This is a genomic window from Paraburkholderia sp. 31.1, assembly GCF_014397645.1.
In the GTDB taxonomy this organism is placed as follows: domain Bacteria; phylum Pseudomonadota; class Gammaproteobacteria; order Burkholderiales; family Burkholderiaceae; genus Paraburkholderia; species Paraburkholderia tuberum.
Map to the genome: position 1 here is coordinate 120,876 of NZ_VZQN01000008.1, position 14,206 is coordinate 135,081.

14 protein-coding genes are annotated in these 14,206 nt (G+C 67.1%); 4 read left to right on the top strand and 10 right to left on the bottom strand.

Features of this window, described 5'->3' with window-relative positions; translation table 11 throughout:
- Positions 1-11: 11 nt before the first annotated feature.
- Genes F6X37_RS07785 through F6X37_RS07795 form a run of 3 tightly spaced genes read right to left on the bottom strand, consistent with a single transcriptional unit; the run spans position 12 to position 4,043 of the window.
- Positions 12-212 (bottom strand): DUF1656 domain-containing protein, encoded by a 201-nt coding sequence (locus F6X37_RS07785; RefSeq protein ID WP_018421177.1) that lies wholly within the window; start codon positions 210-212, stop codon positions 12-14.
- The gene (locus F6X37_RS07790; protein ID WP_187610882.1) at positions 202-2,421 is read right to left on the bottom strand and encodes an FUSC family protein; all 2,220 of its coding nucleotides are present in this window, start codon (positions 2,419-2,421) and stop codon (positions 202-204) included. The genes F6X37_RS07785 and F6X37_RS07790 overlap by 11 nt, the downstream gene beginning before the upstream one ends.
- 8 nt (positions 2,422-2,429) lie before the next feature.
- Entirely contained in the window at positions 2,430-4,043 is a 1,614-nt protein-coding gene (locus F6X37_RS07795; RefSeq protein ID WP_187610883.1) for an efflux transporter outer membrane subunit, read from the bottom strand.
- Between the two features lie 155 nt (positions 4,044-4,198).
- Between F6X37_RS07795 and F6X37_RS07800 the strand changes: the two genes are divergently transcribed.
- Positions 4,199-5,137, top strand: a complete 939-nt coding sequence (locus F6X37_RS07800; protein WP_187610884.1) for a LysR family transcriptional regulator — start codon at positions 4,199-4,201, stop codon at positions 5,135-5,137.
- A gap of 225 nt (positions 5,138-5,362) precedes the next feature.
- Entirely contained in the window at positions 5,363-5,515 is a 153-nt protein-coding gene (locus F6X37_RS07805; protein ID WP_167544144.1) for a hypothetical protein, read from the top strand.
- A 41-nt stretch (positions 5,516-5,556) separates the two neighbouring features.
- Here the strand turns inward: F6X37_RS07805 and F6X37_RS07810 are convergent, their stop codons facing one another.
- Genes F6X37_RS07810 through wrbA form a run of 4 tightly spaced genes read right to left on the bottom strand, consistent with a single transcriptional unit; the run spans position 5,557 to position 9,037 of the window.
- Complete coding sequence (locus F6X37_RS07810) at positions 5,557-6,363, bottom strand: metallophosphoesterase (protein WP_187610885.1); 807 nt, start codon at positions 6,361-6,363, stop codon at positions 5,557-5,559.
- A 52-nt stretch (positions 6,364-6,415) separates the two neighbouring features.
- Positions 6,416-7,834 carry an FAD-binding oxidoreductase gene (locus F6X37_RS07815; protein ID WP_187610886.1) on the bottom strand — a complete coding sequence of 473 codons (1,419 nt, stop codon included), beginning with the start codon at positions 7,832-7,834 and terminating at the stop codon, positions 6,416-6,418.
- Positions 7,835-7,866: 32 nt separating this feature from the next.
- On the bottom strand, positions 7,867-8,424 hold the full coding sequence (locus F6X37_RS36730; protein WP_187610887.1) for a DUF2069 domain-containing protein: 558 nt from the start codon (positions 8,422-8,424) through the stop codon (positions 7,867-7,869).
- A 10-nt stretch (positions 8,425-8,434) separates the two neighbouring features.
- Positions 8,435-9,037, bottom strand: coding sequence for an NAD(P)H:quinone oxidoreductase (gene wrbA / locus F6X37_RS07825; protein ID WP_090801006.1), 603 nt, complete (start codon positions 9,035-9,037; stop codon positions 8,435-8,437).
- A 142-nt stretch (positions 9,038-9,179) separates the two neighbouring features.
- Here wrbA and F6X37_RS07830 point away from each other — a divergent pair, with 142 nt between their 5' ends.
- The gene (locus tag F6X37_RS07830; RefSeq protein ID WP_262419834.1) at positions 9,180-10,493 is read left to right on the top strand and encodes a YihY family inner membrane protein; all 1,314 of its coding nucleotides are present in this window, start codon (positions 9,180-9,182) and stop codon (positions 10,491-10,493) included.
- 34 nt (positions 10,494-10,527) lie between these two features.
- On the opposite strand, the gene F6X37_RS07835 is transcribed toward F6X37_RS07830, so the two are convergent.
- From F6X37_RS07835 to F6X37_RS07845, 3 genes are all read right to left on the bottom strand, one after another.
- Positions 10,528-10,848, bottom strand: coding sequence for an Mpo1-like protein (locus F6X37_RS07835; RefSeq protein WP_187610888.1), 321 nt, complete (start codon positions 10,846-10,848; stop codon positions 10,528-10,530).
- 209 nt (positions 10,849-11,057) lie between these two features.
- Positions 11,058-11,891 (bottom strand): alpha/beta fold hydrolase, encoded by an 834-nt coding sequence (locus F6X37_RS07840; RefSeq protein WP_187610889.1) that lies wholly within the window; start codon positions 11,889-11,891, stop codon positions 11,058-11,060.
- Entirely contained in the window at positions 11,888-13,282 is a 1,395-nt protein-coding gene (locus tag F6X37_RS07845) for an O-acetylhomoserine aminocarboxypropyltransferase (protein ID WP_187610890.1), read from the bottom strand. Before F6X37_RS07845 ends, F6X37_RS07840 begins: the two co-directional genes overlap by 4 nt.
- 272 nt (positions 13,283-13,554) lie before the next feature.
- Here F6X37_RS07845 and F6X37_RS07850 point away from each other — a divergent pair, with 272 nt between their 5' ends.
- Complete coding sequence (locus F6X37_RS07850) at positions 13,555-14,022, top strand: CBS domain-containing protein (protein ID WP_018421164.1); 468 nt, start codon at positions 13,555-13,557, stop codon at positions 14,020-14,022.
- Positions 14,023-14,206: the final 184 nt, after the last annotated feature.

Below are 14,206 nucleotides of genomic sequence, written 5' to 3' on the forward strand. Positions count from 1 at the left end.
TTCGACTCTGATCAACGATAAACGGCGAGGCCGAGAAGGCCGCACACGGACACGAGCAAGCTGGCCCGGAACAGGGAGGGGTGCCACACCACGCGATAGAGGCCCGTATAGGCGATCACGCGATCGACGAGCCAGGTCAGCGCGGCGCCCGCGATGAACAGCAGCACAATGGCCGGCACATAGGCATCGAGCACGGCGATATCACGCGGCATGAGGAACTCCTTCTTCTTCTGATGCGTCCGCGCGCGCGCCGATCGCCGAGGCAAGCGGCGACTGCGGATCGAGCAGCGCGGTACGGATGAAATGCAGTTGACTGAGGATGCGCAACAGCTGATGGCGTTCTTCACGCGATGGCGTGAAGCCGGCCATCAGCTGCTGCACTTGCGCGATCGCATCGGCGGTCGCCGCGAGCGCGCGCGCGAAGTGCTGCTGCCGCGGCCGCTCGAACAGCGCCGCGAGCGCATCGCGCAGCGCGCGCAGCGCGACGCGCCACGGTGCCGCTTGGTGGTAGCGCGGCTCGTTGGGCAGCGTCGCGATTTCGCGGCGCAGGTCGATCACCGCGTTGCCGACCTCCAACACCGAAAACAGCCAGCGCAGCGTGTCGCGCTTCGTTTCGGGCTCGTTCTGCGACAGCGCGTTGATCTGGAACATCAGATCGCGTGCGCCGCTTTCGAAGCGCGAGCGCACGCGTGCCAGACCCGCGCGGCCGGCCAGCACCACCTGGCGGCGCAGGTCGACGAGCAGGCGGTTGCGCAGCCACGGCGTCGACGGCGGCAGCAGCACCGCGAACGCGATCGACGACACCAGCATCGACAGCACCAGCGCGAGCGCGTCGTTCATGAACGCGCTCGGGTCGTAGTGAATCACGTTGTCGGGGCCGGCGAGGAAGCAGAAGAAGATGCAGTAGCCGACGCCGTAGCCCGCGAGCGTCGCACGCGTGGTCATCAACACGCCGAGCAGCAGGAACGGCGTGAGCGCGACGCACAGCATCACGAAGCCGTCGATGTGCGGATACACGCCGAACACCGCGATCATGCCCATCAGCGTCGCGAGCACCGTGCCGCCGGCCATCTTGAACGCGGTGCGCTTCGGATCCGGCGACGCCGACGCGAGCGCGCACACGGCCGCTGCGACCAGCGTCAACGTCGAGCCGCTCGGCCACGCGGTGGCGATCCAGAACGCCCCGAGCACCATCATCACGATGGCCGCGCGCAGGCCCGCGACGCCGGCCGCGATCGCGTTGGTTTTCGGCTCGTAGCGCTCGATCCAGCGTTCGCGCGCGTGCTTGTCGACGGCGAGCGACGCGTAGGTCGCCGCGTACGCATGCAGGTCGTCGATGAAGCGGTACAGCAGCTCGGCGCCCGTGTCGAAATCGAGCAACGGCGCGTCGGGGTGCGTTTCGAGCTCGTCGCGCGTCGCGCGCACGCGTTTGGGCAACTCGCTCCTGTAGGTGTCGAGCTGGGCCGCGGCGTGCGCGGCGTCGGCCGCGCTCAGCACCGGCTCGCCCGACTTCGCGAGCAACGGCGCGATCTCCTTGAAGTACGGTTCGAGCGCGGCGATCGCGATCGCCGCGCCGTGCGTGCCGCTGTCGCGCAGACGGTTCATCAGCTGATGCAGCGCGTGAAAGCGCGTCGACGCGGTCATGAACTCGCTGTTCAGACGCGCGAGGCGCCCGCCGCGCATCCGCGAATCGGGGCCTTCGAACACGGCGATGCTGCGCGCGGCCTCGAAGCCGACGATGTCGGCGACGAAGCGCGCATTGGTCGCCTCGATCTGGGCGCGGTCGTTGCGCCCGGCAAGCGACGCCGACACGTACTCGACGAACGCCGAGAAGCGCGCACGCACGGTGCTGCGCATCTGCAGGCCGGCGAACTGCGGAAACACGAGGCCGCTGACCGCGCCCGCGCAGATGATCCCGATCACCACTTCCGCGACCCGCGTGAGCGCGCTCAGGAACGCGCCGTCCGGATGCTGCGAAGCGGGGATGCCGATCAGCGCGGCCGTGTAGCCCGCCAGCACGAAGCCGTACGAACGGAAGTTGCGATTGCGCGCGGCGCCGGCGGTGCAGATGCCGACCCAGATCGCGGTCGTGACGAGGAACAGCTCCGGCTGCTGCGCAAACAGTCCGATCAGCGCGAGCATCACGACGAGACCGACCAGCGTGCCGCAGATCCGATAGAAGCTCTTCGCGAACACTGCGCCGCTTTGCGGCTGCATCACGATGAACACGGTGGTCATCGCGGTGCGCGGCTGCGGCAGATCGAGCTTCATCGCGATGCCGAGCGCGAGGAAGCACGCGGCGAGCGACTTGAACAGATAGATCCATACGAGGCCGTCGGTGCGCGCCCAGTGGGCGGCGGCTTCGTAGAGCGCGGCGAACGAGGCGGGGCGCGCGCTCGACGGGGAGGGCGAGGAGGACATGGCCTTCCTTACTCGGACGCGCGCGTGTTCGGGGCGCGCGAGGCGGTGGTGGCGGTGATGGCTGCGTTGGTCTTGGCGTTGGCATCCGCTGTTGCCGTGTCGCTACTCGCCGCGCCGCTCTTGCTCTCGCCGCTGCCCTTGCCATGCGCCGGCAACGTTTCGTTATCCCGCGGACCGTTGGCCGGATCGTCGAGACCGCCGCCGAGCGCCGTCATCAACGACGCATGCGCGCCGAGCCGCTCGGCCTGCACTTTGGCGACACCTTCCTGCGCGCGCAGCAACTGGTTTTGCGCGACCAGCACGTTCAGATAGTCGGTCAAGCCGCGCCGGTAGCCTTCGCGCGACAGCTCGTAGTTCCTGCGCGCGGCGGCGACCGAGCGGTCGGCGTCGTCGGCCTGGGTGGTCAGCGAACGGATGCGGATCACCTGGTCGGAGATGTCCTTCAGCGCGCCCACGATCGACTGGTTGTAGCGCTCGATGGCCTCGTCGTAGCCCGCCGACGCCGCGCCGAGCTGCGAGCGCAGCCGGCCGCCGTCGAAGATCGGCAGCGTCAGCGCGGGACCCACGCTCCAGCTATGCGACGGACTCTTCAGGAACTGGAACAGCGGCCCCATCGCCGCATAGCCGCCGATCGACGCGAGCAGGTTGATGTCCGGATAGAACCCGGCCTTGGCGACGTCGATGCCGCGCGCCTGCGCGGCGACCGTCCAGCGTGCCGCGACCACGTCCGGCCGGTGGCCGATCAGATCCGCGGGCAGCGCGGCCGGCAGACCAGCGGGCGCGGCGAGCGACAGCGCCGGGCGCTGGATCGCGTCGCCGGCGCCCGGACCCTTGCCCGCGAGCGCGGCCAACTGATTGCGGCCGAGCGCGATCTTCTCCTCGATCGCGTCGATCTGGCGCTCGTACTCGGGCATCGGCGTCTCGGCCTGGCTCACTTCGAGCTGCGTGCCGATGCCGCCCTTCAGGCGCCGGTTCGCGAGGTCGACGATCTGCTGCTGTTGCTGCAGCGTGGCCTTCGCGATGTCGAGCAACGCGTAGTTCAGCGACATCTCGATATAGGTGCGCACGACGTTCGCCTGCAGTTCGAGCTGCGCGGCGCGCGCGTCGGCGGCGCTGGCGTGCGCGAGGTCGAGCGCGCGCTCGGCGGCGTTCTTGTCCTTGCCCCAGAAATCGAGGTGATAGGCGAGGCCGAGCGTGCCGGTGTTGTTCCACGACTGCTCGCCGGCGAGCGGCCCCGGACCGTAGAACACGTTGTCGGCCCACTGCTGGCGCTGGATCGACAGGCTGCCGTTGACTTGCGGCGCGAGCGCCGCGCGCGCGACGCCGGCCATCGACGCCGCCTCACGCACGCGCGCCTGGGCGACCGCGAGACTGGGATTGCCGGCTTGCGCGTCCGCGATCCACCGGTCCAGCTGCGGATCGTCATAGGCGCGCCACCAGTCGGCGGCGGGCCACTGCGCATCGGCGTTGGCGGCGCGGATTGCGTTGCCCGCATCGAGCGACGCAGGATTGATCGTGTGCGTTTGCGGCGCGACGCCTCCGGTACTTGCGCATCCGGCGATTGTTAATAGGATCGTAAGAACCGCGGCCGCGGCGATCCCTTTGGGTACCGGAGACTGCACGGTTTCCTCCAAATTTGACTATAGAAGCTTGTGCGCAATTATATTTTTTGATCGATTGCGGAATAACCGGTAAGGATGCAAGGCATTTTTACCAGACATGAGACAATCGCCATTGCTGATCGTGTAACAATCGCTGCCGATTTCTGAGGATAGGTATGGACACGCTTCAAAACATGCGCGTTTTCGTCCGCGTCGTCGAAGCGGGCAGCTTCACGGGCGCCGCGCAGCATCTGAATACGACGACGGCCTACGCGTCGCGCGCGGTTTCCGATCTGGAAGCGCATCTGCGCACGCGGCTTTTGAACCGGACCACGCGCCGCATCGCGCTGACCGAAGCTGGCGAGCGCTATCTGCAGCGCTGCGAGCAGATTCTCGCGTACGTGGATCAGGCGGAGGCCGAGGCGAGCGACGCGCACGCGCGTCCGTCCGGCAAGCTGAAGGTTCACGCGATGACGAGCTTCGGCCAGCACTACGTGGTGCCGGCCGTAGGCCGTTACCAGCAGCGCTACCCGGACGTGCATATCGAATTGACGCTCGCGCAGCGCATGCCCGATCTGCTCGACGAAGGCTTCGACGTGTCGCTGACGCTCGCGACCGGCCTGCCGGATTCGGGGCTCGTGTCGCAGCGCCTTGGCAGCGCGTTCAGCATTGCGTGCGCGTCGCCGGCGTACCTCGAACGGCGCGGCGTGCCGCAAACGCCTGCGGACCTCGCGCAGCACGCCTGCCTGCAGATGGTGACGCCGGTGAATCCGCCGGACAAATGGACCTTCGACGGCCCGAACGGCGAGGAAGTCGTCTCGCTCGGCGCGGCGACGTTTCAGGTGAACGTGGCCGAGGCGATGGTCGTGGCCGTCGCCCAGGGCATGGGCGTAGCGCTGATTCCGATCTACTCGGCGATCAGCCGTTTGCGCAGCGGCGAACTGGTGTGGCTGATGCCCGGGTACACGTCGCAGCAGATGAATCTGTATGCGCTGTATCCGTCGCGGCAGTATCTCGATGCGAAGATCCGCACGTGGGTCGAATTCCTGCGCGACGAGTTGCCTTCGACGCTGGCGGCGGATCAGGAGGAGTTGCGGCAGTTCGCGCGGACCTGACCGATCTGCTCGTCATGCATTGACGTTCGAGCGGCACGCGGAGTGCGGCACGCGGAGTGGGCACGCGGCGTGACAGCCTGTTACACATGCGCCGCGCCGCAACATTTCTTTACTTCTGCCGCGCAGCCGATTTGTTAACGTGTCGTTCACGCGTCGCCGCTCTGGCCGGACGCGCTGGATTCGCCGCCGTTCGGCGCCTCGCAACCACTGAAGGACGACACATCCATGGATACGCACCTGATGATCGGCTTGGCCGTCATGTTTGGACTGATCGGCGTCGCCGCCTCGCGCGATCTGCTGCGCCGCATGCGCGAACAGCAGCCGCAGCTCGTGCCGGTCGAGGTCGAGTCACAGGATGCGCCGCGGCGCGAGCGGTGAGCGGCGGCGGGTTGATCTGATGCAAGAGGCCCGCTAACCCGCTAGATCTCGACGACCTTGTCCCACGCAAACAGCGGATTTTCCCACTGGCGCGTGCGCCGGTCGAAATAGCCGCGCGGATTGCACACGACGCGCGTGCCGTCCACCACGTAGTCGAACGACGTATGCGTGTGGCCATGTATCCACAACGCGACAGGCGCGCGCACGAGCTCGGGCAGATGGTTGACGAAGCCCGCCGACACGCGGTCTTCGGCAAAACGCCCGGCCAGGCTCCGCCGATGCGGCGCGTGATGCGTGACCACGATCGTTTGGCCGGCGAACGGTTTGGCAAGCTCGCTTTCGAGCCACACGCGCGCATGCTGGTGCAGCGCGAGCGAATCGGCGGGCGTGAAGTCGCGCGCGGCGTCGCTCGGGTCGTGCGGCCAGTTCATCTGGATCAGCCCGCGATAGTCGAGCATGACCCGGCGCGCGGCGACGATCGATTCCTCGATTGCATCCGGCGTCGCGCCGTACAGCGCGAAGTCGGTCCACAACGTCGTGCCGAGCACGCGCCAGCGGCCCTGGCTGTCGACCAGCGCGGCGTTGTTCAGCAGATGCACGTTGTCGACCTGCGCGGCCGCGTCGAGCATCGCGCTCTCCAGCGCGCCGAATTCACCGTCGTAGTACTCGTGATTGCCCGGCACGTAGACGACCGGCACCGCGTCGTCGAACGCCTGCGCTGCCCAGCGCGGGCCGGCCGCATGATTGTGGATGTCGCCCGCCAGCACCACGAGATCCGCCTGCGCATGCGGGATCAGTTCAGGCTCGTCGTTTTCCAGATGCAGATCGGACAGCACGCGAATCTTCACGGACGCGACTCCTGCAAAACGCCTGCGCGCCGGATCGCGCAGGCTTCAGATATTAGCGTAGCACCTTGCCCGGATTCATCAGGTTCAGCGGATCGAGCGCCTGCTTGATCGCGCGCATCATCCGCACCTCGACGTCCTGCTTGTAGCGGGCGGCTTCGTCGATCTTCAACTGGCCGAGTCCGTGTTCCGCGCTGATGCTGCCGCGATGCGCATCGACGCTGTCGTAGACGATCCGGTTGATCGGGCTCTGGTACTGCCGCAGAAACGCCTTCGCATCGACGCCCTCGGGCGCCTGCACGTTGTAGTGCAGATTGCCGTCGCCGAGATGGCCGAACGTGACCATGCGCGCGCCCGGCGCGGCTTGCGCGATTGCCGCATCGGTCGCTTCGATGAAGTGGCCGATGCGTGAAATCGGCACCGCGATGTCGTGCTTGATGTTCAGGCCCTCCTCGGCCTGGGCGAGCGGAATGTGCTCGCGCAGATTCCAGAACGCGCGAGACTGCGCGAGGTTTTCCGCCACCACGGCGTCTTCCACGAGACCTTGTTCGAGCGCGGTTTCCATCAGCCCCTCAAACAGCGTGCGCGCGTGCACTTCGCTTTCGCTGTCCGACAGTTCGAGCAGCACGACCTGCGCATGCGGTTCGGCGAACGGGTAACGCATCTGCTCGAAGTGCCGGCCGACGAGGCGCAGGCAGAAATCCGACATCAGTTCGAAGCCGGTCAGGAGCGGCCCGGCGACGCGTTGCGTGAGCGCGAGAAAATCGAGCGCCGCATGCGGCGACGCGAGCGCGGCGAGCGCGGTGACGCGCGCGGCCGGCTGCGGATGCAGCTTGAGCACCGCCGCGGTGATCAGGCCCAGCGTGCCTTCCGCGCCGATGAACAGGTCGCGCAGATCGTAGCCGGTGTTGTCCTTGCGCAGCCCGCGCAGGCCGTCCCACAGTTCGCCTTGCGGCGTCACCACTTCGAGGCCGAGGCATAGCTCGCGCGAGTTGCCATAGCGCAGCACGCCGGTGCCGCCCGCATTGGTCGACAGATTGCCGCCGATCGTGCAGCTGCCTTCGGCGGCGAGGCTCAGCGCAAACAGACGTCCGGCCGCTTCGGCGTGCTTCTGCACGTCGGCGAGGATCACGCCGGCTTCGACCGTGATCGTGTTGTTGTGCGGATCGATGTCGCGCACGCGATTCAGGCGGCGCAGGCTGATGACCGCCTGCGCGCCGCTCGCGTCGGGTGTCGCGCCGCCCGCGAGGCCGGTGTTGCCGCCCTGCGGCACCAGCGCGACGCGATGTTCGACCGCGAGCCTGACGAGCGCGGCGGCTTGCGCGGACGTGGCCGGGCACAGCACCGCGCAGGCCGCGCCGGTGTAGCGGCGGCGCCAGTCGGTCAGAAAGGGAGCGGTGTCGTGCGGATCGGTCAGTACGTGAGTCGCGCCGATGGCGTCGCGGCAGGCGGCGAGAAAAGCGGTGTGGGTCATGTGGATCGGTTGACGGTGTTGGGGCTTGGGCCTCAGGCGGGCGGGATCGGTTCGCTGGCGGCTTGCTTTGCGGCCTGCTTCGCGGCTCGTTTCGCCGCGCGCTTGAACGGTCCGACATACGCGAGTGCGCAGGTGAAGAAGATCATGGCGAGCGCCGCTTGAAGCCAGCCGAGCCGCGCGCTCAAGCCATGATCGCTCCAGCCACGCACGACGCCTTCGGCGAAATACAGCAGGATCAGCATCGACGCCCATTGCATCGTGTAAAGCCGACGTCGCCACACGCCCGGCAACGCGCAGAGTAGCGGCAACGCTTTCAGCACGAGCAGCGAGCCGCCAGAGCGCAACGGCGCGAGCCACCATTCCCATGCGACGGCAAGCACGATCATCGAGACCAGTGTGAAAGCGGCGACGAGCGCGGCGGCAGCTTTGGGTTGCACGGGCACGACGGTCGTAGATGCCGAGGCGTTGGCCGCGAGGCTTGCGGGCGCCGCGTTCGCGTGGCCCCCGGAATTCGTGGCCGCGAGTTCAGCGCCACCCGCGTCACGACGGGCGTCGTCGCGTTCGGTGGGTTGCGGATCCGGTTCGTTCACGGCTTTACGCTCACGGCCTTTCGGACATCGACGCCGCCGTGCGTCCAACGCGCGCACCAAGCGCAATCGCCAGCGTCCGTTCGTCGGCGGAGATGCCATGGCCGGTCGTGCCCGCGCGCGCGTAATGCGAGGCGCCGTACGGCGTGCCGCCGGTCTGCGTGGTAGACAGCGCGCTCTCCGTGTATGGAATGCCGACGATCAGCATGCCGTGATGGAGCAGCGGCAGCATCATCGACAGCAGCGTGGATTCCTGGCCGCCGTGCAGGCTGCCGGTCGACGTGAACACGCAGGCCGGCTTGCCCGACAGTGCACCGGATAGCCACTGCGGCGTGGTGCCGTCGAGAAAGTATTTGAGCGCGGCCGCCATGTTGCCGAAGCGGGTCGGCGAACCGAGCGCGAGGCCCGCGCATTCTTCGAGGTCGCGCAGCTCGACGTACGGTGGTCCTTCGGTGGGAATGTCCGGCTCGCTCGCCTCGCAAACCGTGGAAACCGCCGGCACGGTGCGCACGCGCGCCTGCATGCCGGGGACGCTGTCGACGCCGTGCGCGATCGCCAGCGCGAGCTCGCGGGTGGCGCCGTGACGGCTGTAATAAAGCACGAGAATGTCTTTCATAGGCCTCATCATTGAACGGGTATTATAGGGGTTCGGTCAGTTGCACAGGCCGCTCATAGCCGTTCGGCCAGCAGCTTCGGCCAAACGCCGCGCGGAGTTCCCGCAGTCCCGGTCTGACGGTTCAGCAAGCAAGGAGGCAGGTTTGTTGGTTAGGATGCGTTTCGATCTCGACACGCTCAAACGGCTCGCGCAATTCGCGGCGCAACGCATCGGCGAGGACCGGATTCCGCAGGTCGCGGGCAGCCTGACGTTCACGACGATGCTCGCGCTCGTGCCGCTCGCCACCGTCGCGTTTGCGCTGTTCACCGCGTTTCCGATCTTCAGCTCGTTCCAGGCGTCGCTGCAGTTTTTTCTTGCCGACCACCTGATGCCCGCGCAACTGAACGATCAGATCTTCAAGTATCTGAACCAGTTCGCATCGAAGGCCAAAGGGCTGACCACGATCGGCATGATCATCCTGTTCGTCACCGCGGTGATGACGATGATGACCGTCGAGTCCGCGTTCAATGTGATCTGGCGCGTGCGCAAGGCGCGGCCCGTCGCGCAGCGCATTCTCGTGTACTGGGCGATCATCACGCTCGGTCCGATCCTGATCGGCGTGAGCCTGTCCATCTCGTCGTATGTGTTCACGCAATCGATGTCGTTTAGCGCCGCGCAGCGCATCACACCGCTGATCGAATGGGCGCTCGCGAGCGCCTCGCTGCCGTTCACGATGCTCGCGTTCACGATCCTTTACGTTTATCTGCCGAACTGCCGTGTCGAATGGCGCGACGCGGTGGTCGGCGGCGTGATCGCCGCGGTCGCGTTCGAGCTCGCCAAGCGCGGCTTCGGCTACTACGTGCGCCGTATTCCGACCTATACGGCGGTGTACGGCGCGTTCGCCGCGGTGCCGCTGTTCCTGTTGTGGATGTACCTGTGCTGGTTCATCACGCTGACCGGCGCGATGATCGCATCGGCGTTGCCGGCGATTCGCATCGGTCAGTTTCACCGCCCTGTGTTCGATGGCAGCAATCTGTTCGATTCGCTCGAATTGCTCGCGCGGCTGTGCGAGGCGCGTGAGGGCGGCAGACGCGGCTACACGATGCCCGAGCTTGCCCGGATGCTTCGCCGCGACAAGGATACGACGCTGATGCTGTTGCAGCGTCTCGAGGAGATCGAGTGGATCGCGCGGCTGGAGGAGGACCATACCGGCCCGCACTTCGTGCTCCTCGCGAACCCGGCGCAGGTGACCGTGCAGCGGCTGTACGACCTGTTCGTGATCGACCGCGCGGAGCTTACGTATCAGCTCGAACTCGACTCCACACGCGTGGACGGCGGCATGCTGCTCGCCGCGCTCGACAACGACCAGCTGAAGGTGACGCTCGCCGCGTTGCTCGCCTCGCGCGCGGCGGCACGGGCGGCACGACCCGGCGATGGCGAGCGCGCGGCGGCTTCGATGCCGCACCAGGCAGCGTGATAGGGCGGCCAGACTTCGAGCCGCCCCGATAAAACTACAACGAAATCTTCCCCACGCAGACGTCCTTGAACATCACCCAGTCGCCCATCAGGCTGTAAAACGGATGACGGAAGGTGGCAGGCCGGTTCTTTTCGAAGAAGAAATGGCCGACCCACGCGAAGCCGTAGCCGCACACCACGGCCGCCGGCAACCATAGCCAGTCGCCGGTGGCGAGCGCCATCGCGAGGCAGCCAATGACGCCGAGCGAGCCGACGAAATGCAGCCGCCGCGACACGAGATTGCGATGCTCGCTCAGGTAGTACGGATAAAACTCCGCGAAGTTCGCGAAGTGATCGGTATGTGCTGTATGAGCCATGACGGCCTCCGGAGGCTGAGAAAGACAGCTTCAATCATTCTCCGGCGATCGCCTGCCTGGCGCAACCTGGCCATTCGGCAGATGGCGCGGCGGGTTCGGCGTGGGTATCGTGGTCGTTCGGTAGTGATTCGGTGGCGATTCGCAACGGCATTCCCGACGGCCGCCCGCGGAGCACCGAGGCGCGCGGCGAGCGGCCATCGCGCGCCCCATCAGCGCGCTTCGTGCGGCGGCCGCGAAGCGAAGCCGTACAGCGCATCGAGCGTCGCGTCGGGTTGCTCGGTCATCAACGCGTGGCCCGCATCGAGCGTGACGGTGTCGACTGGCGTGCCCGCCTGCGCGAGCGCATCGGCAAGTGCTTTCGCCGCGCGCGGCGGCGTCATCGCATCGCGCCGGCCAACGATCAGGCGCGTGGCGCAACGCACCTGCGCCGCACGAGCGTGGCCGTCCGCATAGGTATGGCAGGCGGTGAAGTCGGTGTGGAACAGATGCGGCTCGCCGCTGGCGGACACGTGCTCCATCAGCCGCTGGTTCATGCCGTGCAGCCAGAAACCGGGGCCGGGGCACGAGGGCTTCGCGGCGAGCGTCGAATGCGACCACTGGTTGACCATGCCGATTGCCTCGGGCTCGCGATTGAGCGCGGCGTCGAGCAGCGCGTCGGAGACCGTCATCGGCAGCGCGGTGGCGAGCAGCGCAAGATGCGTTGCGCGCTGCGGATAGCGGCCGGCGAAGTCGAGCGCGATCAGCGAGCCCATGCTGTGACCGGCGACGAACGCACGCGTGACGCCCACGGCGTCGAGCAGCGCAGCGAGCCAGTCGGCCAGCGCGGCGATGCTGGCGAGCGCGGGGCCGGCGCTGCGTCGGTGGCCCGGCAGATCGACCGCGAGCACGCCGAAGCCGTGATGCGCGAAGTAGCGGCTTTGCAGCGCCCACACGCTGTGATCGTGCTCGGCACCGTGGATGAACACGGCGGTTGGCAGGCTCGCGTCGAAGGGTTTGCCGCCGTTGTAGGCGTAGGCCGGTTTGCCTTGAACGGTGACGATCATGCGGACTCCGGGCGGGCGGGGGTGCTCGTGGCGGCGGGCGCGGCAGTGGCGGTCTGTTGCGAGGCGCTGCTCGGCGTTGCGGTACGACCGCCGCTCGCCGGTTGCGCGGTTTTTTGCGCGGCCTTCAGCGCGCGCTTGAGATCGTCGATCAGGTCATCCGGATCTTCGAGCCCGATCGACAGACGGATCGTGCCTTCGGTGATACCGGCCGCGGCGAGCGCGGCGGCATCCATGCGGAAGTGCGTCGTCGATGCCGGGTGAATCACCAGCGAGCGCGCGTCGCCGACGTTCGCGAGGTGCGAGAAGAGCGTGAGCGCTTCGATGAAGGCGCGCCCGGCCGCGCGGTCGCCGCGCAGGTTGAAGCTGAACACGGCGCCCGCGCCGCGCGGTAGCAGCCGCCTGGCGAGCGCGTGGTCGGGATGCGTCGGCAACTCGGGATAGGCGACCGATTCGACCGCCGCATGACCGGCGAGAAACTCGACCACGCGCCGTGTGTTGACGACGTGACGCTCCATGCGCAACGGCAGTGTCTCGATGCCTTGCAGCAGCTGCCACGCGGCCTGCGGATGCAGGCACGCGCCGAAGTCGCGCAAGCCTTCCCGACGCGCGCGCAGCAGGAACGGCGCGACGGTGCTTTCCTCGGCGAATACCATGCCGTGGAAACCGTCGTACGGCTCGGTGAATTCGGGAAAGCGGCCGGAAGCCTCGAAGTCGAACGTGCCGCCGTCGACCAGCACCCCGCCGATCGTCGTGCCGTGGCCGCCGAGAAACTTGGTCGCCGAGTGGTAGACGAGGTCGGCGCCGTGCTCGAAGGGGCGCAGCAGGTAGGGCGTCGTGAAGGTCGAGTCGACCAGCAACGGCAGGCGGTGCGCGTGCGCGATCTGTGCGAGTGCGGCGATGTCGAGCACGTCGAGGCCCGGATTGCCGAGCGTTTCGCCGAATAGCAGGCGCGTGTTGGGGCGCAGCGCGGCGCGCCACGCGTCGAGGTCGCCGGGCTTGACGAAGGTCGTCTCGATACCGAAGCGTCGCAGCGTGTAATGCAGCAGATTGTGCGAGCCGCCGTACAGCGCGCTCGACGCGACGATGTGCGAACCCGCGCCCATCAGCGTCGCGATCGCCAGATGCAGCGCGGCCTGGCCGCTCGCGGTGCCGATCGCGCCGGCGCCGTTTTCGAGCGCGGCGACGCGCTCCTCGAACACGGCGACGGTCGGATTCGAGATGCGCGAGTAGACGTGGCCGGCGCGCTCCATGTTGAACAGCGCGGCGGCATGATCCGAGTCGCGGAACGAAAACGACGTGGTCTGGTAGATCGGCGTCGCGCGCGCGCCGGTGGCAGGGTCGGGGGCTGCGCCGGCGTGCAGCGCAAGCGTATCGAAACGGTTGGCGGACATCGTGGGCGGCGGGCCGCGAGCGGCCTCGCGAAAGATCGGGGTGGGCGGCCATCCTACCATTGGCGCGCGCCGCTTCAAGCGCGGTTTTCCCGCGGGTTCCTGCGGCTCGTGCCGGGAGCGGGGCATGCTCGCAATCTGGAAGTCAGACGAATTCGAGTCTCCGAAGCCCGCCGCGCCTTGGCTGGCGGGCCGCTTTCCTTTTATGGGCCTTTCCGATAGGATCGAAAAAACATTTCATGCACTGCAAGATTGGCGGTATCAGGAGATAGATCATGCGAGTCAGCGACATTCTTAAAGTCAAGGGCAATACCCTTTTTACGGTCACGCCGGATACCACGCTGCATGACGCCGTCAATACCATGGCCGAGCACGACATCGGCTCGCTCGTCGTGATGGAGTACGGCGACCTCGTCGGCATGCTGACGTTTCGCGAAATCATTCTGACCTTGAGCGAGAACGGCGGCAGCGTCGGCACCTCGACGATCCGCAAGGTGATGGACGACCATCCGCTCACCTGCACGCCCGAAACCGACGTCAACGAAGTGCGCCGCATGATGCTCGAGCATCACGTGCGCTATCTGCCCGTCATGGAAAGCCGCACGCTGATGGGCGTCATCTCGTTTTACGACGTCGCGAAGGCGGTGGTCGAGGAGCAGGGGTTCGAGAACCGCATGCTGAAGGCCTATATCCGCGACTGGCCGGAAGAGCAGGAAGGACAGGACCAGCAGCCGGCGCGTTGATGCGCGTGGCTCGAAGGTCGCGCTCCGGCCGTCGCCGCGAGCGCGAATCCGCCGACAGGGCGCGCGCGCAAGCGGGCGCTTTTTTTGTGTCTGGAGCTGGTGCGGACGGATTGCGGGAGCCGCGTGCGCGAGTCGCGGCGATCCGCTTGCCGGCCGTGCCGCCCGCGTCATCGCCATTTTTCCG